Here is a 24,713-nt window from a genome sequence, read left to right as displayed (position 1 = left end):
TCCCGAGGGGGAAAGATGAGACGCCGAGCGCTACATCAGAACCGAAGCGGAGGAACGCACCCATGCCGCACGAGCGAGCGGGCACGCCGGCCGGCCCCGAGGATCTTGTCGACGTGGCCCGGCTGGTCACCGCGTACTACGCGCTGCACCCGGACCCGGCCGAGCCCGGTCAGCGGGTGGCGTTCGGTACGTCCGGACACCGCGGATCGTCGACGGCGAGCGCGTTCAACGAGGACCACATCGCCGCCACCAGCCAGGCCATCTGCGAGTACCGGGAAGGCCAGGGCACCGACGGCCCGCTCTTCCTGGGCGCCGACACCCACGCGCTGTCGGAGCCCGCGAAGGTGACCGCGCTGGAGGTCTTCGCCGCGAACGGCGTGACGGTGCTGATCGACAGCGCCGACGGGTACACGCCCACGCCGGCGGTCTCGCACGCCATCCTCGCCCACAACCGGAGCCGCACCGCCGGGCTCGCCGACGGGGTCGTGGTCACCCCGTCGCACAACCCGCCCGCCGACGGCGGATTCAAGTACAACCCGCCGAGCGGAGGACCGGCGGCCTCGGACGCGACGTCGTGGATCCAGGACCGCGCCAACCAGATCATCGCGGGCGGCCTGAAGGACGTACGGCGCCTCTCCTACGCCAAGGCGCTCGCCGCGGACACGACCGGCCGGTACGACTTCCTGGGCACATACGTCTCCGATCTCCCGAGCGTCCTGGACCTGGACGCGATCCGGGCGGCCGGTGTGCGCATCGGCGCCGACCCGCTGGGCGGGGCGTCCGTCGCCTACTGGGGCCGGATCGCCGAGCAGCACGGTCTCGACCTGACGGTGGTCAATCCGCACACCGACCCCACCTGGCGGTTCATGACGCTGGACTGGGACGGTCAGATCCGCATGGACTGCTCGTCGCCGCACGCGATGGCCTCGCTCATCGAGCAGCGCGACCGCTTCCGCATCGCCACCGGCAACGACGCCGACGCCGACCGTCACGGCATCGTCACCCCGGACGCGGGCCTGATGAACCCCAACCACTACCTCGCGGTCGCCATCGCCTACCTCTACCGGCACCGTGAGCAGTGGCCCGCCGGCACCGGGATCGGCAAGACGCTGGTGTCCTCCGGGATGATCGACCGGGTCGCCGCCGACCTCGGGCGCGAACTGGTCGAGGTGCCCGTCGGGTTCAAGTGGTTCGTGGACGGACTGCTCGGCGGCACCCTCGGCTTCGGCGGCGAGGAGTCGGCCGGCGCGTCCTTCCTGCGCCGGGACGGCTCGGTGTGGACCACGGACAAGGACGGCATCCTCCTGGCCCTCCTCGCCTCCGAGATCACCGCGGTCACCGAGAGGACCCCCTCGGAGCACTACGCCGAACTGACCGGCCGCTTCGGCGAACCCGCGTACGCGCGCATCGACGCCCCCGCCTCCCGCGAGGAGAAGGCCCTGCTGGCCAAGCTCTCACCGGCTCAGGTCACCGCGACGGCCCTGGCCGGGGAGCCGGTCACCGCCGTGCTCACCGAGGCCCCGGGCAACGGCGCCGCCATCGGCGGCATCAAGGTGACCACCGAGCACGCCTGGTTCGCGGCCCGGCCCTCCGGCACGGAGGACGTCTACAAGGTGTACGCCGAGTCCTTCCGCGGCCCCGAGCACCTGGCCCAGGTGCAGGAGGAGGCGAAGTCCGTGGTCCTGGCGGCACTCGGCGGCTGAGGCACTTCGAGCGGGCCGGGCCTGTTTGCCGGAGGACGGACCGGCAAGGCGATGTCCATGACTGAATCGAACAGCGACACGAAGCGAAACGCCGACGCCCAGCAGGCCACTGCGGCCAAGGCCCGGCGGACCGCCGCAGACGCGACCGCCCCCGTCTCCCGGGGCGCGAAGAAGGCCGCCGCGAAGACGGATGACGTGGCGTCAACGGCCAAGGACGGCACCGAGCGCGCCGTCGGCACGGCGGCCGAGGCGACGACCGGGGCCGTGCACGCCGGGGCCGAGAAGCTCGAGGCGGGCCGCCGCGCGGTCGTCGCGGCCTCCGGCCAGGTGGCGGCCACGGCCAGGACGGCCTGGACGGTGATCGCCCACCGCAAGCTCGTCGCCGTGGCGGTGGGCACCGGCCTGACCGCCATGAGCGCCGCGTCGTACGCGGTGGGCCGCCGCGCCGGACGGCCCGCGCAGGGCCCCCTCACCCGTCTCACCGGCGGACGGATCTGACACCCCGGGGCCGGCCTCGGCCGGTCCCGGGGGAACCGGCCGGTGCTCCCGCGCCGGGCCGGTGTCGCCGTACGCGCGGCTCAAACCACCAACTACCCGGATCGGACGCCCTCCGGGCGGGTGAAGAAACCCGAGCCCGCCCACGCCTCGCGGGGCATGCATGAGAATTGCGGCCGTATCCGGCCGAGTCGGTGCACACGACGCGCTGGAGGCGAGTGATGAAGGAAAGAGCCGATTCCGCCGAACCCGGCACTCACCGGGTACCCGTCCTCATCGTCGGCGGTTCCCTGGTCGGCCTGTCGACCTCGGTGTTCCTGGGCCGGCTGGGGGTGCCGCACACGCTGGTGGAACGCCATGCCGGCACGTCCATCCACCCCCGTGGGCGCGGCAACAACGTACGGACGATGGAGCTGTTCCGGGTGGCCGGCGTCGAGGCCGGGATCCGGCAGGCCGCGGCCACGCTGGCCGGCAACCACGGCATCCTGCAGACGCCCACCCTGGTCGGCGACGCCGGCGAATGGCTGTTCAAGGAGATCGACCCGGGCGGCGGCCTCGCCCGCTTCAGCCCCGGCTCCTGGTGCCTGTGCAGCCAGAACGACCTGGAACCGGTCCTCCTCGACCACGCCGTCCGCCTCGGCGGCGACCTGCGGTACCACACCGAGATGATGTCGTTCGACGCCGATCCCACCGGTGTCACCGCGGTGGTCAAGAGCCGCGACACCGGCGAGCACACCACCATCCGCGCGGACTACCTCGTCGCCGCCGACGGCCCCCGCAGCCCCGTCCGCGAACAGCTCGGCATCGGGCAGAGCGGCCCCGGCGACCTGTTCCACAACATCAGCATGACCTTCCGCTCCCGCCGTCTCGCCGACGTCGTGGGGGACCGCCGTTTCATCGTCTGCTACCTGACCACCCCGGACGCCGACGGGGCGCTGCTGCCGGTGGACAACCGGGAGAACTGGGTCTTCCACGCCCCCTGGCACCCCGAACACGGCGAAACGCTGGAGGAGTTCACCGACGAGCGGTGCATCGACCACATCCGCCGCGCGGTCGGTGACATGGACCTCGACGTGGAGATCACCGGCCGGGCGCCCTGGCACGCCGCCCAGCGCGTGGCCCGCGGTTACCAGTCCGGGCGGGTCTTCCTGGCCGGCGACTCGGCGCACGAGATGTCCCCCACCGGGGCGTTCGGCTCCAACACCGGCATCCAGGACGCGCACAACCTCGCGTGGAAGCTGGCCGCGGTGCTCGGCGGCTGGGCGGGGGAGGGGCTGCTGGACAGCTACGACGCCGAGCGCCGCCCGGTGGCGGAGGCGACCAGCGCCCGCGCCGCCAACCGTTCGGTGGAGCACAGCCACCCCGGGTTCGCCCCGGCGCCCGGCATGGGCAGCGGCGGCCCCCAGCGCGGCATCCTCAACGTCGCCCTGGGCTACCGCTACCCGCAGGGCGCCGTCGTCGACGCCGACCCCACCACCCCGGTCGTCCCCGAGGCGCTGAACCTGACCGGTGAACCGGGCAGCAGGGCCCCGCACATGTGGGTGCGGCGGGACGGAGAGCGGATCTCCACCCTCGACCTCTACGAGCGCGACCTGGTCCTGCTCAGCGACGCGGGCGAGCGGGGCGGCACGGGCGGCTGGCACGAGGCCGCCACCCGCCTCGCCGAAGAGATGTCGATCCCGCTGACCTCGTACCGCGTGGGCACCGGACCCGGCGCCGAGCTGGCCCCCGAGGACGACGTGCACTGGGCGGAGCGGCACGGCACGACACCCGGGGGCGCCGTGCTCGTCCGCCCCGACGGGTTCGTGGCCTGGCGTGCGCCGGGCCCGGCGGAGGAACCCGCGACGACCCTGGAGGACGTCCTGAACACCGTCCTCGCCCGGGTCCGGAAGCCCGAGGACCAGAGGTTCCCAGGGGCCTCCTAGGGGCTGCTAGGGGTTGAGCCGTACCGGAAGCTCGAACAGGTCGTTCTGCGTCACCACCGGCTTGTTGCGCAGCTCCGACGCGGGTACCGCCAGGTCGAGGCCGGGGAAACGGGCGTACAGCGCGGGCAGCGCCACCCCGGCCTCCAGCCGGGACAGGGCCGCGCCCGGGCAGACGTGCGGGCCGTGGCCGAAGGAGATGTGACGGTTTGTCGACTCGCGGGTGATGTCGAAGTCACCCGCGGTCGGCCCGTGCGCCTGCTCGTCCCGGCCCAGCGCGCCGTACGACACGATCAGCGCGTCGCCCGCGGGGATCACCCGGTCGCCGACCGGCACGTCCTCGGTCGCGAAGCGGATCAGGACGTGCGAGGTCGGCGTGGACCAGCGCAGGGTCTCCTCGACCACGTCCGACCAGTCCGCCTCGCCGGACAGCACGAGGGCACGCTGGTCGGGGTGGGTGGAGAGGTTGACGACGGCGTTGACGATCAGGGAGATGGTCGTCTCGTGGCCCGCGGCGACCATCAGCTGGAGAGTGGAGACGATCTCCTCGTCGGTGAGCCGGTCGCCGTCCTCGGAGGCGAGGATCAGGGCGCTGGTCAGATCGTCGCCCGGAGCCGCCCGCTTGGCGGCCACCGACTCCGCCATGATCTGCGCCAGCTCCGTCAGGGTCGCGATGACCTCCTCGGGCGGCGTCTGGGTCGAGAAGAACTTCTCGAACAGCACCTTCAGCCGGGGCAGCCGGGCCTCGTCGAGGCCCATGAGGTCGGCGATGACGTACATGGGCAGCGGGTAGGCGAAGTCCGTCTTGAGGTCGACGACGGCGGCATCCGCGGGCAGCCGGTCGAGCAGTTCCTCGGTGAGCTTGGTGATCCGCTCCCGCAGCTGCTCCACCCGGCGCGGGGTGAGCGCCTGCGCGACCAGTGTGCGCATCCGGCGGTGGTCCGCGCCGTCCACGGTCAGCATGGAACGGCCCGGGTTCGCCAGGCCGATCAGCGGCCAGTTGGCGGGGATCTCCCCGCGCTGCCAGGCGCCCCACACGTTGATGTCCTTCACCAGACGCGGATCGGTGAGCAGCGCCTTGGCCTCGGCGTGATGGGTGACGGCCCAGACGGGGACGCCGCCCGGCAGTTCGACGGCGGCGAGCGGGCCGGCCGCGCGTAACGCCGCGCTCTCGCCGTCCAGGTCGGTGACGAAGGGGTCGAGGGCGATCCGGGATGCTTCGGTGCCGGTCGTCATCGTGACATGCCTCCCAGGGCAGGCGGGATCAGAGGGCGGGTACGGGCGTGAACCGCACGGGCAGCTCGGTCAGACCCCGCAGCCAGGGCGAGGGCCGACGGGTGAGGGACCCGGCGGGCACCGCCAGGTCGATGTCCGGCAGCCGGTCGAGTACGACCTCGATGCCGGTCCGCGCGATCACCTCGGCGACCTCCTGCGCGGGGAACGGGCAGCGGTGCTCGCCGTGGCCGAAGGAGAAGTGCGCGTTGTTGCCGCCGGTCAGGGCCGAGCCGTCGGTGCGGACCTGCGGGTCGGAGTTGGCGCCCTGAAGGCCGAGCAGCAGCAGGTCGCCGGCCCGGACGCGGCGGCCGCCGAGGTGGGTGTCGCGGGAGGCCCAGCGGCCGGCGATGTTCTGGCTGGGTGTGTCCTCCCACAGCACCTCGTTCATGGCCTCGCCGACGCTGTTGCGCCCGCCGAAGAGGGAGGCGGCGAAGCGGTCGTCGGTGAGCATCAGCCTGAGCGAGTTGCCGATCCAGTCGGCGGTCGGCTGGTGCCCGGCCGCCATCATCACCATCAGGTCCTGGGCGATCTCCTCGTCGCTGAAGCCGCTTTCGTCGGCGAGCATCCGGGAGACCACGTCGTCGGCCGGTGCAGCCCGGCGGTCGGCGAGCAGCTGCACCATCGAGCCGGCCAGATGGGTCTGGCCCGCGATGGCCCGCTCCCGGCCGTCGATCATGTCGTTGAGGGCGGTGACGAGGCCCGGCCCCTCCTCGTCGGAGAAGCCGTAGAGCCGGGCCAGGACGCGCACCGGCAGCAGCATCGCGTACTGGCCGATCAGGTCGGCCGTGCCCACGGTGCACACGGCGTCGACGAGTTCGTCCGCGAACCGTTCGGCGTGGCCGCGCAGCGCGGACGGGTCCACCGCCTCCAGGGCGTTGCTGATCATCGCGGCACGCTGCCGGTGGCGCTCGCCGACGGTGTAGAGGATCGACGGCTGCTTGCGGCCGATCATCGGCAGCAGCGGCCAGTCGGCGGGGATCATGTCCCACTGGTTCCACAGGTCGGAGTCGCGGCTGAACAGTACCGGGTCGCCGGTGACCTGGTGCAGTTCGCGGTAGCCGAGCACCAGCCAGGCGGGCACGTCGCCGTCGAGCAGCACCGGGGCGACGGCGCCGTGTTCGCGCCGCATCTCCCGGTACAGACGGGCGGGCTCGGTCTGGAACCGGGGGCCGCTGAGGGGGACGGCGTCGGGGGTCACACGAACTCCTGTCGGGGCAGGGCCGCCGGGGCGGACCGGCCGGCGTAGTGCTGCTGGATGTGCTGGACCAGGGTGATGAGCACGTGCTTGCTCGACTCGCGGGAGCGGGCGTCGCAGTCGATCAGCGGCACGTGCGGGTCCAGGTCGAGGGCCTCGCGGACCGCGTCCGGCGCGTGGGCGGGGCCGCCGAAGTCGTTGCAGGCCACGATGAACGGCGTGCCGTGGTGCTCGAGCCGGTCGATGGCGTACCAGGAGTCGTCGATCCGCCGGGTGTCGACGAGGACGACCGCGCCGAGTGTGCCGGAGAACAGCCGGTCCCACAGGAACCAGAACCGCTCCTGGCCGGGCGCGCCGAACAGGTACAGCACGTTGCGCGCGTCCAGCGAGATCCGGCCGAAGTCGAAGGCGACGGTGGTGGCGGTCTTGCCGCGCACCTCCCGGATGTCGTCGACCGCCTCGCCCGCCTGGGTCATCGTCTCCTCGGTGTTGAGGGGACGGATCTCGCTGACCGAGCGGACCAGGGTGGTCTTGCCGACGCCGAAACCGCCCACGACCACGATCTTCAGACCGTTGTCGGCGGAGGCACCCAGCGGGGTGCGCGCGTCAGAGGTTACGGAGTCCAACGAGCACCTGCTCCAGGATGTCGGGGTCGTAAACGGCCGCCGTGCGGGGGTGGCGGGCGCTGACGCGGCCCGCCGCCAGCAGGTCGCACAGCAGGACCTTGGTGATGCTCACGGGCAGCCGCAGCTCGGCGGCGATCTCCACCACGGAGGTGGGGGACTCGGCCAGCCGCAGGATCGCCGCGAGCTCGGACTGCATCCCGGGGGCCGGCGCCGACTCGGCGACGACGAGCGTGACCAGGTCGAAGGGGTTGTCGGGAGCGGACCGGCTGCGCCCACCCGTGATGGTGTAGAGGCGGTCGGGAGCGTCGTCCCGGCCGGGGCGGCTCATGAGGTACGGGGTGGAGCGCTCAGGTGCTCGCCGAGCTGCTCCACCAGTTCGCTCATGTTGTGCCCCACCAGCCCGGGGTCCGCGTCCTCGGTGGTCACGACGGCGAGGTGGGCACCCTCGCCGGCCTCCACGATGAACAGCACGCCCCCGTAGAACTCGGTCATCGCCGACCGCACGCCTCCGCTGCCGTCGCCGAACTCCACGGACGCCCCGTGCGACAGCGACTGGATGCCGGCCGCGATCGCCGCGAGCTGGTCGGCCTGGTCGACGGTCAGTTCCGGGGTGCGGCACAGTTTCAGCCCGTCCCGGGAGAGCACGAGCGCGTGGCGCGCGCCCGGGGTGCGCTCCAGAAGACCCTCGATGAGCCAGGTGAGCTTCTCGTCGGCGGTGGTTCTGCCGGTCATGAAGTGGTGTCGCCTTCCGGGTGTGCCTGCGGGTGGGAGGGGTTCGTGCTCGGCGGCGCGGTGTCGTCGGAGGCGGTGTGGTCGGCCACGTCGGCCACGTCGGCCACGGTGTGGTCCGCGGCCGGTGCGCGTACGGCCTGACGGAAGCTGCTGAAGCGGGCGGCACGGACCTTGGCGTCGTCGGCGGCCGGGGGAGTACGGTCCGGCGCGGCGGTCCCGGGCGCGGGCTTCGAGCGCTCGGCGGCGGCGAGGGTGCGGCCCCGGCGCCGCTTGGGCAGGGCCGCCGACGGGTCGGCCTCGTCGTCCGTGCCGTCTGTGTCGTCCCGGCCGGCCGTGTCGCCGTCCGCAGTCTCGTGGACCGGGGTGGGGTCCGTCACGATCACCTCGGCGGCCGGGGCGTCCGGCTCGGCGGGACGTGTCCGCTCGGCGGCGGGCGACGCGACGGCGGAAGGCGGTTCGGCCGTGTGCGGGCTGGTCAGGATCTCCTGCGGGATGAGCATCAGTACGCCCGTGCCGCCGCGCGCGGACGGCCGGAAGGACACCGTCAGACCGTGCTTGCGGGCCAGCCGGCCCACCACGGCGAGTCCCAGCCGGGTGCCGGTCAGACCGCCGAACTCGGAGCTGTCACCGGCCACCGCCTGTTCGGCGCGGCGCAGCTGGACGTCCCCCATCACCAGTCCGCTGTCCTCGACGGACACGATGACGCCGGCCGGCACCTCCTCCACGTACACGTGGACCTCGGCCGTCGGGGGCGAGAAGTTGGCGGCGTTGTCGAGCAGCTCGGCCAGCGCGTGCATCACGCCCTCGGCCGCGTGACCGGCGACGGCCTCGTCGCTGACCGAGTGCACCCGCACCCGCTGGTAACCGCTGATCCGGCCCATCGCCCCGCGCAGGATCGATTCCATCGCGATCGGCCGCGCCCAGCGCCGGCCGGAGCGCGCGCCGGTCAGCACGGCGATCGAGTCGGCCAGCCGGCCGGCCTGCGCGGTGCGGTGGTCGAGATGGAGGAGGTCGGCGAGGACCTCCTCGTCGGTGTGGCGGTCCTCCATCGCGCGCAGGTCGGCGAGGGTGGCGGTGGCCAGGGCCTGCATACGGCCGGCCGCGCTGGACGTCGCGGCGATCGCCGCCGCCCGCTCCCGGGTGGCGCGCTCGAGCTCCGCGGCGAGGCGCGTGTTGTCCCGGTCGAGGTGGTCGAGCTCCTGGGCGGCCTCCGTCTCGACCCGGGTCCGCTCCTGGTCGAAGGACGCGGTCAACTCGGCGCGCTGCTCGGCGAGTTCGTCGATCAGGTGCTGCTGCTCCTGCCGGGACTCCTCGGTCGCCCGAGCCTGCTGCTGAAGAAGCCGGCCGAGGTCCTGGGTCACGGTCTCCAGCCTGCGCCGGGCACTGCGCTCGCCCTGTACGGCGTGCACGGCGGACGCCACCGCCGCGCACAGCACCAGTGCCGCGGCACTCGCCGCCCAGGCGAGCGGGGTACGTACCGACGTCGGCGCCAGGTCGACCGCCGTGACGATGACGAACGCGGACAGGATGCCGGTCAGCGCCAGTGCGGGGGCGATCGTGCGGAATGTGGGGCGTTCGCCGTCAGGCGTGGGCGCGGTCATCAGTGGGTCCTAGGGCAGCTGCTGGTGTGATCGCCGGCAGATGTGAGTGAGTGGTGACGCTTGGTGCTCAACAGGGCGTCACTATACGAGAGTTCTTGATCGGATTGGAAAGGTTCTGAAGTCATTGCGCAAAACAAATGGGTACTCGCCCCAATGACGTGACGAAAGGGCACAGGAGTAAACCAGTGGAACCGGGCACACGGGCGGACGACGGGCGCGATCCCAGGCGCTGGAAGGCCCTGGCGGTCACGTTGGTCGCCGGGTTCATGAGCCTGCTGGACGTCACGATCGTCGCGGTCGCGCTGCCCTCCATGCAGCGGGACCTGCACGCGTCGGCACCGGCCATCCAGTGGGTGGTATCCGGCTACGCCCTGGCCTTCGCCCTGGTGCTGGTGACCGCCGGACGGATCGGGGACACGGTCGGCCGGCGCCGCGTCTTCCTGCTGGCGCTCGGCGCGTTCGTCGTGTGCAGTGCCGCGGCGGGCGCGGCCGGCACGATCGCCCTGCTCGTCGCGGCCCGGCTGGCCCAGGGGGTCGCCGCGGGCTGTCTCGCCCCGCAGAACTCCGCCCTCATCCAGCAGATGTTCCGCGGAGCCGACCGCGGCAAGGCCTTCGGCCTCTTCGGGGCGACCGTGGGCATCTCCAGTGCCGTGGGCCCGGTCGCCGGCGGGCTGATCCTCAGGCTGGCGGACGGCCCCCAGGGCTGGCGCTGGATCTTCTACGTGAACGTACCGGTCGGCGTCCTCGCACTCCTCCTCGGCCTCCGGCTGCTGCCCAAGGTGGCCCCGGGCCGGCGCGAGCGGCTCGACCTGGGCGGTGTGCTGCTCCTGGGCTGCGGGGTCCTGGCGCTGATGCTCCCCCTGGTGCTGGCGGAATCGGGCGGGGTGCGGCGGCTGTGGTGGCTGTTCCTGCTCGGGCTCGCCCTCCTGGGGGCGTTCGCCCGGTGGGAGCGGAGGGTCGCGGTGCGTGACGGCCGGCCGCTGCTCGACCCGCGGCTGGTGACCCGGACCCGCGGGTACGCCGTCGGCGCCGCCATCGCCACGCTGTACTTCGTCGGCTTCAGCGGGGTGTGGCTGGTGTTCGCCCTCTTCTTCCAGAACGGCCAGGACTACAGCCCGCTGCGGTCCGGGCTCGCGGTGACACCGTTCGCCATCGGTTCCGCCCTGGCCGCCGCGATCGCCGGCCGCCTGGTGGAGCGGTTCGGCCGGCTGCTGACCGTGTGGGGCCTGGCCGCCGTCGTCCTGGGACTGGGCGCGACGGCCCTGGTCCTGCGCCTCGCGCCCGGCGACAGCTCGGTGTGGCTCGTCCTCCCCGCCCTGTTCCTCGGCGGCGTGGGCAGCGGCTGCGTGATCTCCCCCAATGTGACGATGACGCTGCGGGACGTCCCGGTGCGGATGGCGGGAGCCGCCGGCGGGGCGCTCCAGACGGGGCAGCGGCTGGGCGGGGCGGTCGGTACGGCGGCACTGCCCGGCCTGTTCTACGTGGTGCTCGGCGCACACCCCCACGACTACCGCACCGCCGTCGCCCTGGCCGTCGGCTGCGGGGTCCTGCCCGTGCTGTGCGCACTGGGTCTGGCGGTCCACGACTGGCTTCGCGACCGCAGGGTGGCCTCGCCGCCCCGCAAGCCCGAGGTGCCGCACAGCCACACCCACGCCGGCCAGGGCTGACATCACTCGTACGGAGGCCTTCTGGGCCCGACGGGCCGTCATACGGCGGTACTTGGCGTGCGACGGGGACCGGCAGCGGGTCGGATGATGTCTGTGCGACCACTCATAGCCCTTCACCCCAAGCGCGCCCGCCTCTTCGCCGCCGCCGTTCCGGCCGCCCTGCTGGCGCTGCTCACCTCCCCGTTCACCGTCCCCGCCTCCGCCGACGACACCCCGGCCCGCGGCTCCGCCCACATGGGCATGGGAGTCGAGGCCCACGACGGCTCCAGCCCCGCCCCGGGCGGCCCGCGCGCCGGCCAGACCGAAGGCGTCGACGTCGCCAGCTACCAGGGCGACGTCGCCTGGTCCACCTTGTGGAACAGCGGCGTCAGATGGGCCTACACCAAGGCCACCGAGGGCACCTACTACACCAACCCCTCCTTCTCCGGTCAGTACACCGGCGCGACCGGTGTCGGCATGGTCCGCGGCGGCTACCACTTCGCCACCCCCGACACCACGGGCGGCGCCACCCAGGCCGACTACTTCGTCGATCACGGCGGCGGCTGGAGCAAGGACGGCATCACCCTGCCCGGCGTGCTGGACATCGAGTGGAACCCGTACGGCGCCGACTGCTACGGCAAGACACCGAGCGCCATGGTGACCTGGATCCGTGACTTCCTGAACCGGTACAAGTCCCGCACCGGCCGAGCCGCCGTGATCTACACCGCCACCAGTTGGTGGAACACCTGTACGGGCAACTACGCGGGCTTCGCCGCGGCCAACCCGCTGTGGATCGCCCGGTACGCGTCGACCGTGGGCGACCTGCCGCCCGGCTGGTCCTCGTACACCATGTGGCAGTACACCTCGACCGGGGCGACGGTGGGCGACCACGACAGGTTCAACGGGTCCGCCGACAAACTGCGGGACTTTGCCAAGGGCTGACATGGCATCATGCCCGGATGCCCCTGACAGCGCACACAATTCGGCCGCGCCGGGTCGTCGCCGTCGTGGCGGCGGCCCTGGCGGTCTTCGCCGGCTCGTTCAACACCTTCCGGGGAACGGCGCCGCCGCGTCCGGTGGCGCCGTCCGCGATCAAGTCGTGCGTGACCGGGTCCGGCGACCTCATCGCGGACCTGGACGCCGACGGCCACGCCGACCGGGTGTCCGACCCCTCCGGTGCCGGTGCCCGGCTGACCATCACGTTCGGGACCGCGTCCGGCGCCGGGAAGCGGGTCGGCGTCCGTGACCTGGTCGGCGGCCAAGGGCCCAAGGAGACAGATCTGGCCGCCGTGGCGGACTTCGACCGCGACGGATGGGCGGACCTCGTCGTGGTGGCCACGGGCAAGTGGCAGGGCGACGACCCGATCGAGCCGCGCCTCGCCGAACTCAGGCGCGGCCCCTTCGCGCGTACCGGCCGCGGCCACGACCCCCGGCACCTCGACCTCGGCGAGACCCGCGGCGTCGCCGTCGCCGACTACAACCACGACCGGTACCCCGACCTCGCCGCCTACATCTACGACGGTGACGGCGTGTACCAGACCCGGGGCCGGCTCGGCGAGAAGTCCGCGGGCATCGGGAGATACACCGGCAAGTACGTCGTCACCGCGGAACAGACGGACGATCCCACGCCCACCGACATGCCTTATCCCGGGCTGAGTCCGTTCTACCCGCGGTGTGCGGGGGAGTAGCTCTCCTCCCGTGCGGTCCCCGGGCCGGCCTCGGCCACGGCCGAGGCCGCACGGACGAGTGCCGCCACGGCCGTCGAACGGGACTGCTGCGGCCAGGCGATGGCGAAGACCACGGGCGGCGCGTCCGGGACCGGCCGGTAGACGACGCCGGGGCGCGGGTAGCGCGCGGCGACCGACGCGGGCAGCAGCGGGGTGAGATCGCCGAGACCGACGAGCGTGAGCAGCTGCGCGAGGTCACGGCCCACGCCGCGGGTCTCGTCGATGAACCGGTGCACATCGCCGGGACGCAGTCCGAGATCGGCGAGGACCGGGCGGTCCCGGGCGGCGAGCGGGTGCCCGGCGGCGAGGGCCACGACGCGCGGTTCGGCGGCCAGCGTCTCGGCGTCCAGACCCGTACGGTCGAAGGGCTCGAACACCAGGGCCGCGTCGGCCTCCCCCCGGCGCAGCAGCTGCGGCTGCTCCTGCCAGCCGCACAGCCGGACGGCGACCGGTACGGCCTCGGGCTCGGCCGCGAAGCGCGCCAGGATCGGCTCCAGCAGCCCCCCGTCCCCGTCGGCCTTGACGGCCAGGACCAGCTTCGGCTCCGGGGCGGCCGCGCGCCGGGCCCGCCGGCCCGCGGCCTCCAGGGCGTCCAGGGCGATCCGCGCCTCCCCGAGGAGCACCGATCCGGCCGGGGTCAGCGCCACGCTGTGGGTGGTCCGCTCGAGAAGGGTGACGCCCAGCTCCGTCTCCAGTTGGCGGATCGCACGGGACAACGGCGGCGGGGACATGCCCAGCCGCTCGGCGGCCCTGGCGAAGTTGAGTTCCTCGGCGACGGCGACGAAGTAGCGCAGCAGGCGGGATTCCACGCTTCTCCTCTCTTTCGGCCCGTCGGTATGACCGTCAGGGTAACAAGCGGGAGCGGATCGGTCCTTCAGTTCACGCGGGTGACGCAGCAGGCTCGACGGCAGCCGGAACACCCGGAGAAACAGCCCGACTTGGAGTTTTTCATGATCGTCGTCACCACGCCCACCGGTCAGATCGGCCGGGAGGTCGTCGACCGCCTCCTCGACGCCCTGGAAGGTGCGCCCGGGATCAGGGTGATCGCCCGCGACCCCGCTCGCCTTCCCGCACGGGTGCGCGAGCGGGTCGAGGTGGTGCCGGGGTCGCATGCCGATCCCGTCGTTCTGAAGGAGGCGTGCGCCGGCGCCGACCGCCTGTTCTGGCTGGTGCCCCCGACCCCCTCGGCCGACAGCGTCGAGGGCCACTTCCGCGCCTTCACCGAGCCGCTGCGGGAGGTGACCGCGGGCCAGGGCGTCGAACGGATCGTCGGCGTCTCGACGCTGGGCCGCCCGGTGGCGAAGAACGCCGGGCAGATATCGGCGTCGCTCGCCATGGACGAGGCGATCGCCGCCATGGGGGTGCACTACCGGGCACTCTGCCCGCCGTTCCTGATGGAGAACCTGCTGGGCCAGGCCGAGTCGATCGGCACCTCTGGTGTGTTCTTCCTGGCGGCGGCCGAGGACCGGGTGCTGCGCACCTGCGCCACCCGGGACATCGGCGCCACGGCGGCCCGGCTGCTGCTCGACGGCACCTGGACCGGGCAGGACGACGTCCCGCTGGTCGGACCCGACGACCTGACCCCCGAGGGCATGGCACGGGTCGTCTCCGAGGTGCTGGACCGCCCGGTGCGCTTCCAGGCCGTCAGCAGCGCGGACTACAAGGCGACGCTGCTCAGCCATGGCGTGAGCGAGGCCTGGTCGCGGGGGCTGGCCGACATGGTGGACGCCCTGCGCGACCAGGGCTTCTACGGCGCCGGCGCGCCGAGCACTCCCGAGACCGCGCCCACCGGATTCCGCCAGTGGTGCGAGGAGGTACTCCGGCCGGCCGTGATGGCCACGGGCTCTCAGGGGTAGGCGGTGTGACATCCGAGGAAAGGATCGTCATGACCACGTACCTGATCACCGTTCCCGGCACCTTCACCACCGGGATCGAGGAGGGCGAGCGGACACGGCTGAGCCGGGCACTGCGGCCGGCCGATCCCCACACCACTCGGACGGGCAGCACCCAGGACCTGGACGCCCTCACCGTCAATGAGGACAACACCTTCACCATCCGGCTGTCCGTGGAGGCGGACAGCGGCGCCCATGCCGAGGAGGGTGCCCGGGACCTCGCGGACTCCGCGCTGCGCGACGCGGGGCTCGATCCGAGCAATGCGCCGCTGGGGCCCGCGGTGATCACCGGCATCGATTCCGACGTCGGCTGACTGCGGGCCGGGCACCCGGGTCGTTATGATCCTCGAAGGGTAGAAGAAGGGGTTTTGCCCTAGAAAGGCCGCAGCCCCGCCGGAGAGATCGATGCCCCGCAAGCGCTCAACGGACGACGGCGACGAGTTGCTTGCCAGACTCGGATCGCTCACCGCCCAGGCGCGTCAGCGCGCGGAGCTCCAGCGCTCCCAGGTCGAACTGGCCATCGCGCTCCAGCGGGGCATGCTCCCCGGGGACCTGCCCACCGCCCCGGGGGTCCGGCTGGGCGTGCGCTACGCGCCCGCCTGCCACGGGCTCCACGTGGGCGGCGACTGGTACGACGCCTTCACCCTGCCCGACGGCCGCCTCGGCCTGTCCATCGGCGACGTCCAGGGCCACAACACCGAGGCGGCCGCCTTCATGGGCCAGGTCCGGGCCGGGCTGCGCGCGCTCGCCTCCGTCACGAGCGAACCGGGCGAGCTCCTCGCCCGCACGAACGAGCTGCTGCTCTCCCTGGGCGGCGACCTGTTCGTCACCTGCACGTTCGTACGGCTCGACCCGTCCACCGGGGTGCTGGAGAGCGCGCGGGCCGGTCACATCCCCTTCGTGTGGGCGACGGCCGACGGGAAGTCCGGCACGGCCGAGGACGAGTGCGGACCGCCGCTCGGCATCGCCGAGGGGATGGAGTACCCGGTGGCCCGGTTCCGGCTCGACCCGGGCGGGGTGTTCGTCCTGCTGACGGACGGCGTGGTGGAGGGGCCCGACCTGAGCCTGGGGGAGGGACTCGACCAGGTGGCACGGCTCGCCGGAATCGCCGCGGTCGCAGGCCTCGACGCGAACGCGCTCGCCGCCGCCGTGATCAAGGGCGCCGACCAGGTGGGACACGAGGACGACGCGGCCGTACTGGTCGTGGGCCACGGCGGCATCGACTTCGAACCGTAGCGAACCGTCCGGGCACGCGTACGGGCGGGCGTGGCGGCTCTCGCCTCGCCGACCGGGCGGCGGCGGTGTCTGATGGCTGCTGTGGTGGGTGTTCGGGATCTGAGCCGGCCGGCTGTCCTCGCTCTGTGGACGTCGGCCGTCGCCGTCTGCTACTACGCGGCAGGGCGCGTCGGGCTGCTGCGCCGGCTGGTCGTCGAGGGCGCCGTGGTGACACCCATCTGGCCGCCGGCCGGCGTCGCGGTGGCCTGTCTGCTGATCCTCGGGATGCGGGTGTGGCCCGGTATCGCGCTCGGGGCCCTCTTCATCGTCATGTCCCTCCCGGCGGTCGAGCTCGACGCCGTCGGCATCGTCCTGGGCAACACCGCCGCCCCCGTGTGCGCGTGTCTCCTGCTGCGCCGGGTCGGCTTCCGGACCGACCTCGGCCGGCTGCGGGACGGCCTCGTACTGGTGTTCCTGGGGGCGCTGGCCGCCATGCTGATCAGCGCGACCGTCGGTGCCTGTCTCCTGGTCCTCGCGGGAAAGCTCGCCGGCCAGGACTTCTGGCTCGTCTGGCTGGCCTGGTGGGTGGGCGACGCGATGGGCGTCCTGATCGTGACCCCGATCCTGCTGGTGCTGTACCGGAGGCGCCGCCCGCCCCGGATGGGGCGGTGGCCGGAGGCCTCGATCGTGGTGCTCGTCGCCTGCGCTCTCGTACCGCTGGCCACGCGCAGCCACGCCAGTCTGCTCTTCCTCGTCTATCCGCTGCTCGTCTGGGCAGCGCTGCGCTTCCGGCTGGCCGGCAGCATGCTGTGCGCCCTCCTCACCTCGGTCCTGGCCACCGTCGCGGCCACACAGCGCATCGGGGCGTTCGAACGACTGTCCGGTGTCGAGGTGATGATGAAGCTCCAGGCCTTCAACGGCACGATGGCCCTGACCGCCCTCCTGCTCTCGGCCGTGATCACCGAGCGGCACACCATGAGAACGTCCGTGGAGCGTGCCTGTCAGGAACTGGCCGAAGTGCTGGAGCACCTCACCGCGGGCGACGTCCCGCACGGCCGCGCACCCACGGACACCGACGAGGGACGGCGCCGGGCCGGCGAGACCTGAACCGGTACGCGGCCCGGCGCCCCGGCGGAACGATTCGGCCACCGTCCGCGTCCTTCTCGACCAGGGCACGCGACGGTGCCCGAAAGGCGAGGGGAGGCCGGGTGCCGACGGGCGGATTCGCGGACTGGACACGTCGTTTCGAGGAGGAGGACCAGCGCAGACGGGCCGAGCCGGACCCGCACTGGGCACAGGGAGCTTCCCTCCACCGCGCGGTGTGGGCGAGCATCCAGCGTTTCCAGGTCGGCGAGGACGGTGACGGCGCCAACCTCATCGCCAAGGCGGAGGAGGCCGGTGACCCCGACTACGCGCACGCGGTGAAGCTGTTCGTCGCCGAGGAGCAGAACCACGCCCGGCTGCTGGCCCGCCTGCTGACCGCCGGCGGCAGGCCGGAACTGGACGGCCACTGGAGCGACCGGGCCTTCGTACGGCTGCGGCGCATGATGGGGCTGCGCACGGAGCTGCTGGTGCTGATGATCGCGGAAGTGGTGGCCCTGCGGTACTACCGGGTCCTGCGCGACGGCGCCGGGGATCCGCTCACCTCCGACGTGGCGGGCCGCATCCTGGCCGACGAGCAGCGTCACGTGCCCTTCCACTGCGAGCGGCTGCACGCCTCCTTCCGTGACCTGTCCCGTCCGCTGCGCCGCCCGGTGACGGTCGCCTGGCAGCTGCTGCTGTGCGGGGTCTGCCTCGTGGTGGCCGCCGACCACGGCGTGGCCCTGCGTGAACTCGGCGTCGCCCGCCTGCGGTTCGTGGCCGACGTCATGGCGTCGTCGAAGAGCGTGGTTGGTACGATCTTGGCTTGATCTCGCCGCCGCACGGTGGCGCGGGCCGCCGTTATGGACACCTCTGTCGGGTACGCGCCCCTGGCCGTACACTGCCAACCCGCAGACATGCGGGCGTAGTTATATGGGGGGAGCCACCATGTCCGGGAATCCGTACGGTCCGTATCAGCAGTTCGCCGTACCACCCATGCCGTCGAGCCCGCCGCCGGCACCGCCGGACCGCCTGCGGGCGGCCGCCGTCGCACTGCTCAACCTCAGCGGACTGGGCCTCGGGTACGCGTTGATCCGAAGATGGATCCCGATGGCCGCGTGCTGCGTGGCGACCGTCGTACTGCTCCTCGTGGCGCTGCCCGCCGACGCCGACGGTGTCCCGGGGGCGGCACTCGCCGGCTACGCCGTGATCCTGTTGCTGGCGGCCGGGCACGGCGCCGTCGCCGGGCTGCGCACCCGGCTGACCTGGCCCGGGAGAGCGCCGCTGGCGCTGCTGCTGGGCCTGCTGCTCCTCGCCGTACCGACCGGTGCCGCCGTCGGATACGACGGCGCGCACAAGGAAGCCGTGGAGCAGTCGCTCCTCGACCGCCTGGAGCGGGCCGACCACCTGGTGACCGCGGGCAGCCGGCACACGTTCACCGCGGCCAGGTCCGACTACGGGACCGCCCTGGACGTGTACAAGGACCTCGCGGTCAACCACTCCGGCTCCCGCGCGGCCGGGCAGGTCCCCGACCGGATGCGGACCTACTACGAGACGGTCGGCGCCGCGTACGGCCACAAGGACTACTGCGCCGCGGTCGAGCCGCTGAAGTACCTGCGTACGGTGCCCCGCACCATGCCGAAGAAGCAGCTGGGCTCGCTGACGCGATGGCCCGACGACCGGCTGGCCACCTCGCTGTACGAGTGCGGCTCCAGCAGCCTGGCGGGCGGCGAGGCGGACTGGGTCACGCGGTTCGACGACCTGCTGGACACGTTCCCGCAGTCCGAGCCGGCGGGCAGGGTCGTACCCGCCGTCGACTCGGCGGTGAAGACGGCGGAGAAGGCCGTCGGCGGAAGCGAACCCTGCACGGCCGTCGAGCAGTTGCGCGGCCTGAACACCCGGATCACCGAACTGTCGGGGACGGCCCAGGGCGTGGCCGACGGCCTCGGAAAGGCCGCCGACCGGGCCGACCGGAGCGGCGACGCGGGGGAGTACGCCTGCGGAGTCGACCAGTACAAGGACGGCGACTTCGACGAGGCCCAGAAGACCATGGACCAGTTCGTCGCCGACAACAAGCACAGCAAGAACCTGGACCGCGCCAAGAAGGTGTCCATCGCCGCCGAGGTCGCCCAGACGCTCCCGGCCGCCGGGAAGAAGCTGCCCACCACCTCCTCCGGCGGCAGCATCTCCGTCACGGTCAAGAACGACAGCCCGCACGACGTCACCGTCCTCTACACCGGTCCGGTCACGGGCAGCTTCACGCTCAAGGGATGCGGCAGCTGCAAGACCTACACCTTCGCCGACACGATCCGGATCGGGTTCAAGCCCTGTAGCAGCGGCAAGAACTATCCGCAGCGGACGATCAGCCTCCCGGTCGGCACCACGTACTTCGTGCACAAGCCGCACGGTGACAGCACCGCCACGCCCGCCTCGGACACCGCCAAGCTCCGCTCCGGGTACATCTACACGGAATGCGCCTACACGAAGCAGACCCTCGGAAGCGGTTACTGAGGGGCGACCGGTTCCCGCGTCCGTGACGCCCGCCAGGGGATCGTGACGCGGGGACCGCCGCGGAAGCACCACAGCGCGATGACCGGGTCGCAGATCGCGCAGCCCATGGAGGAGCCGTGCTCGAAGGGCACGATCGGGTTGCCCTTGAAGTGGTGCAACAGGTCCCACGAGGTGTGCATCAGCCAGCCGATGCCGATGAAGGTCCAGGACTCCAGGCCGCGGTAGGCGACGTACGTGGCCACGACGGTGTAGAGGAACTCCCAGCCGCCGAAGCCGCCGCCGCTGAGGTAGGCGGCCCCGGCGCCGCCCACCATCAGCGCGTTGAGACGGCGGCGGCTGTCCGGACGGCGGACCAGTGACATCAGCAGGACGTAGACGATGCCGATCAGGATCGGGGCGATGTAGCTCAAGACCGGGTCGCTTTCTCGGTGTGCTGCCGGTTCTCGGTGTGGTGCCGGGCCGTGTCCGGGCCGGTGAGGAGCCGCAGCGCGAGGAGGCCGCCGACGCCGGGCAGGAAGGCGGCTGCTCCGGCGGTGCGGTCGGCCCCCTTCAGGCGCCAGGTCGCGCCCACCACGAACAGGTAGGCGCAGCCGTGGGCCGGTCCCACCAGCGAGGAGACCGGCTTGAGGTGGGCGGTGGCGAGATTGCCCAACAGGATGACGAGTGAGATGAGTTCGGCGTGTGCCGCGATACGCAGGGGCCGCAGGTGCGCGGGCATTCTCGATGGTCCATTCGGTACGGGGAGACCGGCCTGTGCCGGCTGATGCCCTGAAGCCAATCAGCCGGCGCCCCGCCGCCCCAGTGGCATTAACGACACCTTCCAACGAGATAGCGACAGGTAGGGTCTGGCCATGCACACCGTCGCCGTTCTCGCGCTGGACCAGGTGATCCCCTTCGACCTGTCCACACCGATCGAGGTCTTCACCCGCACCCGCCTCCCGGACGGGCGCCCCGGCTACCAGATCCGTGTGTGCGCCGAGCAGCCGGAGACCGACGCCGGGTCCTTCGTCCTGCGCGCACCCTGGGGCCTGGACGGGCTCGAGGACGCGGACACGATCATCGTGCCCGGAACCGCCGACCCCGCGGCCCCGCTCCCGCCCGCCGTCCGTGACGCCCTGCGCGCGGCGGCCGAGGACGGCACGCGCATCGCCTCCATCTGCTCGGGCACCTTCCCGCTGGCCGCCACCGGCCTCCTGGACGGGCTGCGGGCTACCACCCACTGGACCGCGGCCGACCTGCTGGCCGCCGCCCACCCGCGGATCGAGGTCGACCCGGGCGTCCTGTACGTCGACAACGGCCAGTTCCTCACCTCGGCCGGTGCCGCCGCGGGACTGGACCTGTGCCTGCACCTGATCCGCCGCGACTACGGCTCGGCCGTCGCCGCCGACGCGGCCCGGCTGTCCGTGATGCCCCTCGAACGCGAGGGCGGCCAGGCGCAGTTCATCGTCCACGACCACGCGCCGACCCCCCAGGGCTCCGTCCTCGAACCCGTGCTCACCTGGCTCCAGGACAACCTCGGCCGCGACCTCTCCCTCGCGGACATCGCCGCCCACGCCGGAACCAGCACCCGGACCCTCATCCGCCGCTTCCGCGAACAGACCGGCACCACCCCGCTGCAATGGCTGCACCGCGCCCGCATCCGCCAGGCCCAGCACCTCCTGGAGACCACGCAGCACTCGGTCGAACGCATCGCCGGCCAGGTGGGCTTCGGCTCACCCACCGCCTTCCGCGACCGTTTCAAACGCACCACCGGCGTCAGCCCGCACACCTACCGCCGCACCTTCAGCTGATGTCAGTGGCGGACCCTATGGTCCAACCATGAGCATTCCCGCCGCAGTCGAGAACTCCTGGGCCCGCATCGACGCATGGCTGGCCCGGCACGCCCCGGTCAGCCACACCCGGCTGCGCCCGCCCGCCGCCGCCTCGGACATCGAGGCCGCCGAGCGCGCGCTGGGCGTCGCCTTCCATCCCGACCTGAGAGCGTCGCTGCGCTGTCACGACGGCGTGGAGCTGGAGGACGGGGCGCCCGTGCTGGCGTACTACGGGCCGCCGTCCCGCGTCGCGGACATCGTCAGGAGCACCGAGTTCCTGCGGGAGATCGGCGAGGACGTCGAGCCGAGCGAAGCTCTGGAGGAGGACGACGAGGACTACGACGAGCTGGCCGAGTACTGGCACCACGACTGGCTGCTGATCACCCTCGGCATCGGCCGGCAGTCCTCCGACGGTCTCTTCCTCTCCTGCCGTCCCGGGCCCAACTGGGGCCGCGTAGGCCGCTACTTCGACGAGTACGCCCCCGGCTTCACCCCGTGGCCGTCCCTGCGCCACGCCCTGGCCGACTACGCTGACGCGCTGGAGAACGGCACCACGTTCAACGGCCGTACCCCGCTGGCCGTGGACGGTGTCCTGCTGTGGGACGACGAGAAGACCGCCGTCCCCGACCCGGTCTCCCCGCTCGCGCTCGCCGCCGCGACCGCCGAACCGGAGCCGGAGCCGCCCGCCCCGGGGGCGTTGGACCCGGTCACCGCGGGGATGCCGGAGGGCGGGCAGCGGCTGTTCTTCGTCAGGACCCGCCACAGCGGTCCGCCGGCCCCCGCGCCGGTCCAGCCCGACGTGGTCTTCGCCGAGGCGATCACCCCGGACGAACTGCTGCGCAGGCTGGGCGCGATGCCCGGGACGCTTCGGCCCCGCACCCGGGAGCGGGCGCGGGAGTCCGCGGACTCGCCGTGGGCGGCGTACCGTCCGATGGTGCGTGCGGGCACGGCCGGTGGCTGGGCGTAGGCGACGCAGGAGGGCGCGTACGGGACGCGGACGCAGGACGGGGTCGCGCCCCAGCTCCTACGGCCCGAGGTCCTGCGCAGAGCGTCCGCGGGCACCCGGGCCGTCGCCCTGACCAAGGGGGGACCGGAGGTACGGGTCACCGTCACCGAGGACGGCGCCCCGCGTCCGGAGGAGGGCCGCCGTGCCGACTCGCCGCGCGAGGACCGCGGCGCGGATCCGTGGCCCGGGTCCTCGGCGGCGTACACCCGCTTTCTGACCGGACTCGAGCGGGACTTCGGCATCCGGTACCGGCCGGAGGACGACGCGGACGCCGAGCTGAGAAGTGGGCTGCTCCTGCCGCTGCTGGACGACATCGACCCGGACGCACACCGGTACGTCGACGAGGTGCGGGACTTCGACCTGGCCGGGCTCGTGAAGCGGACCCCGCCGCAGCGGCTGCGTACGGCCATGGCCGCCCAGTTGGCGCGGCTGGCGGCGGAGACCGGCGTCGACGGCTACGACGAGATCGCCGGCGCCCTGGCGAAGATCCGGCGCGGTGAGAGCGTCGACCTGACACCCGACGGCCCCCTGGACCTGCGTATCCGCACCATCGGCGCCGAGACGTGGGCGGCCCGGCAGCTGGTGTGCGGGGCGGGGCGCCGGCGCGAGGAGCCGGTGGCGCAGGACGACTTCAATGCCTGGGCCACCCGGGCGGAGGCCACCCGCGCGCTCCGTGAGTTCGTTCGGCTGCCGGTTCCCGCCGCGGCCGCGACCATCCTCTTCCACCGGATGTCCGTGCGCTGGCGGACCGAACTGGCCGCCGACCTGGAGGGGGCCTGACGGCGGGAACCACAGCCGCTCACGTCACCGGTGATGCGGCGAGGTCAGGTAGTGCTGCCGCAGCAACTCCCTTCCGTAGTCGTTGCCGTTGGGCGTGCGGATGATGGAGTGGACGTGCTTCTGCGTCGGGGTGCCGCCCTGCGACGCGCCGTACGCCCCGGCCAGCGGGCCCGGGGCCTGGCAGTCGACCTCCACCCATACGACGGGGCTGTGCACCCGGACGTAGAAGGCGTCGGTGTCGCCGGTGCCCCCGGCCCAGGTGACGTGGGTGTCGTCGAGGTGCGCGCGGACCTCGGCCATCCGCACCCTGGCCACGTCCGCCTTCGCCCGGCCGGCGAAGGCCTCGACGATGCCGAGCAGCTTCTTCTTCTGGGCGCCGGTGAGGGCGTTGCCGCGCAGCCCCTGGTACGCCTGCACCGTGTTGTCGGAGAACGCGCCCGCCTTCATCGACTCGTTCGACTTGGTGGCGGAGGCGATGGCGACCTTCTGCTGGGCCTCGCTGAGGGAGTTGATGAAGGCGATGCTCGCGGCGACCTCCTCGTGGCAGACCGTCACCGTCTCGCCGTCGATCTCCATCGAGGTCGGCTCCGAGCCCCAGAAGCAGGGGCTCATCACGACCTGGTCGCCGAGGACGAAGTAGTTGATGACGAGGTGGTGGCCGTCGAACTGGAAGCCCCAGGGCTCGGTGGCCGACGGGCTGCCCATCAGGGTCCAGTAGTAGGCGTCCTCGTTGAAGGACTTGGTGTTGCCGATCGCCTCGCCCGCCGCCTGGTTGATCCGGCGGATCTTCTCGGTGGTCTCCAGGCCGTCGGCGCTCAGGGCCGCCTTCAGCAGGGCGGTGCCGAGGGCCTTCTGGTCGTCGGTCAGGTCGGCGAGGGAGACGCCCTGGCGGGCGTAGGAGTCGATGTTGCTCCACAGCCGCCACTCGGTGGAGTGGACCGTGAACTGCGTCGCGGCCTTCTGGGTGTCGGTGAGCCCGTCCAGGAACGCGTTCGCCGCGGAGATCACGGGTGCGGTGACCACGCCGGTGGAGTGGATCGTGAACAGGTCGTCGATCCGCCTGCCGTCGGTGGTCAGGCCGAAGAACTCCTCGGTGATGGACTGGTTCCCGGGACCCCCGGGGCCGCCGCCCGGGCCTCCGGTGGGCGCACCGCTGGGCGAAGCGCCGGCCGAAGGACTGGCCGAGGCGTCGGCCGTGCCGGTGGTGTCGTCGGCGAGCGCGGTCCAGGCTCCGGCGCCGCCCATCGTCGCCACCGCCGTGGCACCGCCGGCGAAGAACACCTTCCGCATGAAGTTCCGGCGGTTCGCGAGGGCACTGGGGCCGGCTTCGGGCTGCGGCTCGCGGGCGGTCGGCTCCCCGGTGTCGAGCTCGGTCATCTTCGCTGAATCCCTTCGTCGGGGGCGCGTCCCCGGTGGACGGCCGCACGGGCGACCACTGTGGATCAGCGAACTGAGGCTCACCTGAACCGCGCCCGGCCCGCCGGCCGGAACAGGTG

At 72.5% G+C, this 24,713-nt stretch carries 25 protein-coding genes; 15 read left to right on the top strand and 10 right to left on the bottom strand.

Annotated features, from left to right (window positions below; translation table 11 throughout):
• Positions 1-62 precede the first annotated feature (62 nt).
• The 3 genes from pgm (at position 63) to ABZ915_RS03295 (ending at position 4,123) form a co-directional block, all read left to right on the top strand.
• Positions 63-1,703, top strand: coding sequence for a phosphoglucomutase (alpha-D-glucose-1,6-bisphosphate-dependent) (pgm, locus tag ABZ915_RS03305; RefSeq protein ID WP_361794927.1), 1,641 nt, complete (start codon positions 63-65; stop codon positions 1,701-1,703).
• A gap of 51 nt (positions 1,704-1,754) precedes the next feature.
• Complete coding sequence (locus ABZ915_RS03300; RefSeq protein WP_361794924.1) at positions 1,755-2,201, top strand: hypothetical protein; 447 nt, start codon at positions 1,755-1,757, stop codon at positions 2,199-2,201.
• A gap of 218 nt (positions 2,202-2,419) precedes the next feature.
• Positions 2,420-4,123, top strand: coding sequence for an FAD-dependent monooxygenase (locus ABZ915_RS03295; protein ID WP_361794921.1), 1,704 nt, complete (start codon positions 2,420-2,422; stop codon positions 4,121-4,123).
• 6 nt (positions 4,124-4,129) lie between these two features.
• Here the strand turns inward: ABZ915_RS03295 and ABZ915_RS03290 are convergent, their stop codons facing one another.
• The 6 genes from ABZ915_RS03290 to ABZ915_RS03265 are packed head-to-tail and all read right to left on the bottom strand — an operon-like array spanning position 4,130 to position 9,549.
• Entirely contained in the window at positions 4,130-5,356 is a 1,227-nt protein-coding gene (locus ABZ915_RS03290; protein ID WP_361794918.1) for a cytochrome P450, read from the bottom strand.
• Between the two features lie 28 nt (positions 5,357-5,384).
• Positions 5,385-6,593 carry a cytochrome P450 gene (locus ABZ915_RS03285; protein WP_361794915.1) on the bottom strand — a complete coding sequence of 403 codons (1,209 nt, stop codon included), beginning with the start codon at positions 6,591-6,593 and terminating at the stop codon, positions 5,385-5,387.
• Positions 6,590-7,183: an ATP/GTP-binding protein gene (locus ABZ915_RS03280; RefSeq protein ID WP_361795789.1), complete on the bottom strand. Its 594-nt coding sequence runs from the start codon at positions 7,181-7,183 to the stop codon at positions 6,590-6,592. Before ABZ915_RS03280 ends, ABZ915_RS03285 begins: the two co-directional genes overlap by 4 nt.
• A 13-nt stretch (positions 7,184-7,196) precedes the next feature.
• The gene (locus ABZ915_RS03275; RefSeq protein ID WP_361794912.1) at positions 7,197-7,544 is read right to left on the bottom strand and encodes a DUF742 domain-containing protein; all 348 of its coding nucleotides are present in this window, start codon (positions 7,542-7,544) and stop codon (positions 7,197-7,199) included.
• Positions 7,541-7,948 (bottom strand): roadblock/LC7 domain-containing protein, encoded by a 408-nt coding sequence (locus ABZ915_RS03270; protein WP_361445394.1) that lies wholly within the window; start codon positions 7,946-7,948, stop codon positions 7,541-7,543. The genes ABZ915_RS03275 and ABZ915_RS03270 overlap by 4 nt, the downstream gene beginning before the upstream one ends.
• On the bottom strand, positions 7,945-9,549 hold the full coding sequence (locus ABZ915_RS03265; RefSeq protein WP_361794909.1) for an ATP-binding protein: 1,605 nt from the start codon (positions 9,547-9,549) through the stop codon (positions 7,945-7,947). The genes ABZ915_RS03270 and ABZ915_RS03265 overlap by 4 nt, the downstream gene beginning before the upstream one ends.
• A gap of 185 nt (positions 9,550-9,734) precedes the next feature.
• Here ABZ915_RS03265 and ABZ915_RS03260 point away from each other — a divergent pair, with 185 nt between their 5' ends.
• The 3 genes from ABZ915_RS03260 (at position 9,735) to ABZ915_RS03250 (ending at position 12,883) form a co-directional block, all read left to right on the top strand.
• On the top strand, positions 9,735-11,216 hold the full coding sequence (locus ABZ915_RS03260) for an MFS transporter (RefSeq protein ID WP_361794906.1): 1,482 nt from the start codon (positions 9,735-9,737) through the stop codon (positions 11,214-11,216).
• 159 nt (positions 11,217-11,375) lie between these two features.
• Positions 11,376-12,137 carry a lysozyme gene (locus tag ABZ915_RS03255; protein ID WP_361795786.1) on the top strand — a complete coding sequence of 254 codons (762 nt, stop codon included), beginning with the start codon at positions 11,376-11,378 and terminating at the stop codon, positions 12,135-12,137.
• A 17-nt stretch (positions 12,138-12,154) separates the two neighbouring features.
• Entirely contained in the window at positions 12,155-12,883 is a 729-nt protein-coding gene (locus ABZ915_RS03250; protein WP_361794903.1) for a VCBS repeat-containing protein, read from the top strand.
• Here the strand turns inward: ABZ915_RS03250 and ABZ915_RS03245 are convergent.
• Positions 12,859-13,731, bottom strand: a complete 873-nt coding sequence (locus ABZ915_RS03245; RefSeq protein WP_361794900.1) for a LysR family transcriptional regulator — start codon at positions 13,729-13,731, stop codon at positions 12,859-12,861. The genes ABZ915_RS03250 and ABZ915_RS03245 overlap by 25 nt on opposite strands.
• Positions 13,732-13,872: 141 nt before the next feature.
• Here ABZ915_RS03245 and ABZ915_RS03240 point away from each other — a divergent pair, with 141 nt between their 5' ends.
• From ABZ915_RS03240 to ABZ915_RS03215, 6 genes are all read left to right on the top strand, one after another.
• Positions 13,873-14,778, top strand: a complete 906-nt coding sequence (locus ABZ915_RS03240; RefSeq protein ID WP_361794897.1) for an NAD(P)H-binding protein — start codon at positions 13,873-13,875, stop codon at positions 14,776-14,778.
• Between the two features lie 29 nt (positions 14,779-14,807).
• On the top strand, positions 14,808-15,128 hold the full coding sequence (locus ABZ915_RS03235) for a hypothetical protein (protein ID WP_361794894.1): 321 nt from the start codon (positions 14,808-14,810) through the stop codon (positions 15,126-15,128).
• Between the two features lie 91 nt (positions 15,129-15,219).
• Entirely contained in the window at positions 15,220-16,050 is an 831-nt protein-coding gene (locus tag ABZ915_RS03230) for a PP2C family protein-serine/threonine phosphatase (protein WP_361794891.1), read from the top strand.
• Between the two features lie 72 nt (positions 16,051-16,122).
• Positions 16,123-17,136, top strand: a complete 1,014-nt coding sequence (locus ABZ915_RS03225) for an MASE1 domain-containing protein (protein WP_361794888.1) — start codon at positions 16,123-16,125, stop codon at positions 17,134-17,136.
• A 101-nt stretch (positions 17,137-17,237) separates the two neighbouring features.
• Entirely contained in the window at positions 17,238-17,939 is a 702-nt protein-coding gene (locus tag ABZ915_RS03220) for a ferritin-like domain-containing protein (RefSeq protein WP_361794885.1), read from the top strand.
• 118 nt (positions 17,940-18,057) lie between these two features.
• Complete coding sequence (locus ABZ915_RS03215; RefSeq protein ID WP_361794882.1) at positions 18,058-19,620, top strand: hypothetical protein; 1,563 nt, start codon at positions 18,058-18,060, stop codon at positions 19,618-19,620.
• On the opposite strand, the gene ABZ915_RS03210 is transcribed toward ABZ915_RS03215, so the two are convergent.
• Both ABZ915_RS03210 and ABZ915_RS03205 read right to left on the bottom strand, forming a co-directional pair.
• Positions 19,614-20,030, bottom strand: coding sequence for a DUF6010 family protein (locus ABZ915_RS03210; RefSeq protein WP_361794879.1), 417 nt, complete (start codon positions 20,028-20,030; stop codon positions 19,614-19,616). The two genes, ABZ915_RS03215 and ABZ915_RS03210, sit on opposite strands and share 7 nt — an antisense overlap.
• The gene (locus ABZ915_RS03205) at positions 20,027-20,338 is read right to left on the bottom strand and encodes a DUF3817 domain-containing protein (protein ID WP_361794876.1); all 312 of its coding nucleotides are present in this window, start codon (positions 20,336-20,338) and stop codon (positions 20,027-20,029) included. The genes ABZ915_RS03210 and ABZ915_RS03205 overlap by 4 nt, the downstream gene beginning before the upstream one ends.
• Positions 20,339-20,471: 133 nt before the next feature.
• On the opposite strand from ABZ915_RS03205, the gene ABZ915_RS03200 reads away from it, so the two are divergent.
• The 3 genes from ABZ915_RS03200 (at position 20,472) to ABZ915_RS03190 (ending at position 23,217) form a co-directional block, all read left to right on the top strand.
• On the top strand, positions 20,472-21,410 hold the full coding sequence (locus ABZ915_RS03200; protein ID WP_361794873.1) for a helix-turn-helix domain-containing protein: 939 nt from the start codon (positions 20,472-20,474) through the stop codon (positions 21,408-21,410).
• Between the two features lie 28 nt (positions 21,411-21,438).
• Positions 21,439-22,398: an SMI1/KNR4 family protein gene (locus ABZ915_RS03195; RefSeq protein WP_361794870.1), complete on the top strand. Its 960-nt coding sequence runs from the start codon at positions 21,439-21,441 to the stop codon at positions 22,396-22,398.
• Positions 22,399-22,782: 384 nt separating this feature from the next.
• A complete protein-coding gene (locus ABZ915_RS03190; protein ID WP_361794867.1) occupies positions 22,783-23,217 on the top strand; it encodes a hypothetical protein in 435 nt (144 codons plus the stop codon).
• A 24-nt stretch (positions 23,218-23,241) separates the two neighbouring features.
• Here ABZ915_RS03190 and ABZ915_RS03185 read toward each other — a convergent pair whose 3' ends face one another.
• The gene (locus ABZ915_RS03185) at positions 23,242-24,594 is read right to left on the bottom strand and encodes a DUF3500 domain-containing protein (protein ID WP_361794864.1); all 1,353 of its coding nucleotides are present in this window, start codon (positions 24,592-24,594) and stop codon (positions 23,242-23,244) included.
• Between the last annotated feature and the right edge of the window lie 119 nt (positions 24,595-24,713).

It is taken from the genome of Streptomyces sp. NPDC046915 (genome assembly GCF_040644935.1).
In the GTDB taxonomy this organism is placed as follows: Bacteria; Actinomycetota; Actinomycetes; order Streptomycetales; family Streptomycetaceae; genus Streptomyces.
Note: the sequence above shows the minus strand (reverse complement) of the source record. Positions and strands in the feature narration are given on the sequence as shown.